The organism is Dietzia sp. Cai40 (assembly GCF_014145165.1).
GTDB lineage: Bacteria > Actinomycetota > Actinomycetes > Mycobacteriales > Mycobacteriaceae > Dietzia > Dietzia natronolimnaea.
Window position 1 is genome coordinate 1 of record NZ_JAALEB010000402.1, and the last position, 1,064, is coordinate 1,064.

1 protein-coding gene is annotated in these 1,064 nt (G+C 69.8%); it reads right to left on the reverse strand.

Annotated elements, in window-relative coordinates:
- Nucleotides 1–1,064 (reverse strand): DUF3068 domain-containing protein (locus G6022_RS14435; protein WP_182691831.1); only part of this gene is annotated, 1,064 nt, incomplete at both ends.

Consider the following 1,064-nt stretch of genomic DNA (forward strand, 5'->3'; position numbering starts at 1 on the left):
CCCGGCGCCACCGTCCCCGCGCACACCGCGGGTGTCGCGCGTGCCCCGGGTGGTGCGCCCGCCGGCACCGCTGCGGGCACCCAGGAGGATGCCACCGAGCAGCGCCAGCACGCCCAGCACACCGAGCACGGCCGGCAGGATGCGACCGAACGTGTTGAGCGTGTCGGCGGTCTCCTGGGCGGCGGACTGCGTGATCTCCTTGGTCTCCTCGTTCCAGCCGGACTCGAATCGGACGGCCGTCCGGGTGGGCTCGGCCTTCTCCTCCTCCATGCCCGCCGCGTCGTTGAAGAAGGCCTCGGCCTCGTCCTGGTCCTCGGCGAAGAACTGGTAGATGTTCTCGTTGCCGTTGATCACCTGGCCGGTCTCCGGGTTGACGTACACCGTGCGGGTGTTGGTGTAGTAGCGACGCATGTCGACCTCGCGCTCCGGGTCACCCTCGAGGCCCCACTGGCCCGCGGTCATGCCCTCGCGCCGGTAGCTGGCCAGCACGGCCTCCACGGCGGGGTCGTACCCGTCGGTGATCGAGGCGAAGTGGTCGCGGATCGAGGACCACATGTCGATCGGGCCGAGCTCCTGGCGGAACTCGTACGCGTCGATGCCGCCGACGGTGGTCTCACCGACGAAGGAGATCGGGTTGGTGGTGAAGGTGCTGGCGTCGAAGTAGTCGTAGTCCCGCTGCTCGGTGTCGAACGGGAACTTGTACTGCAGGCCGTTGCGGACGAACCCGGTGGGGGCGGAGTCCTCGGCCCCGGTCGCGACCAACTGCAGGGTGCTCACGGCCTCGTCGATCGGCTCGGCGGTCACGCGGTCCACGGTGACGCGGTCGATCGAGGCGTTGACCAGGCCCTCGACCCCGTCCGACCCGGTCTTGTCCTCGCGGAGCAGCGACTGCGCGGCCTGGAACGTGATCACCTCGGCGTCCGACGGCTCGACCGCCTGGACCCGGCGCTGCGAGTAGAGCGGGATGTCGTTGTCGATGAAGCAGGTGACCGGGAACTGGACCTCGGAGTCGTCGGCCTCCGCACCGTCCTGGGTCTCGACGACCTCGTCGTCGCCCGCCGCGC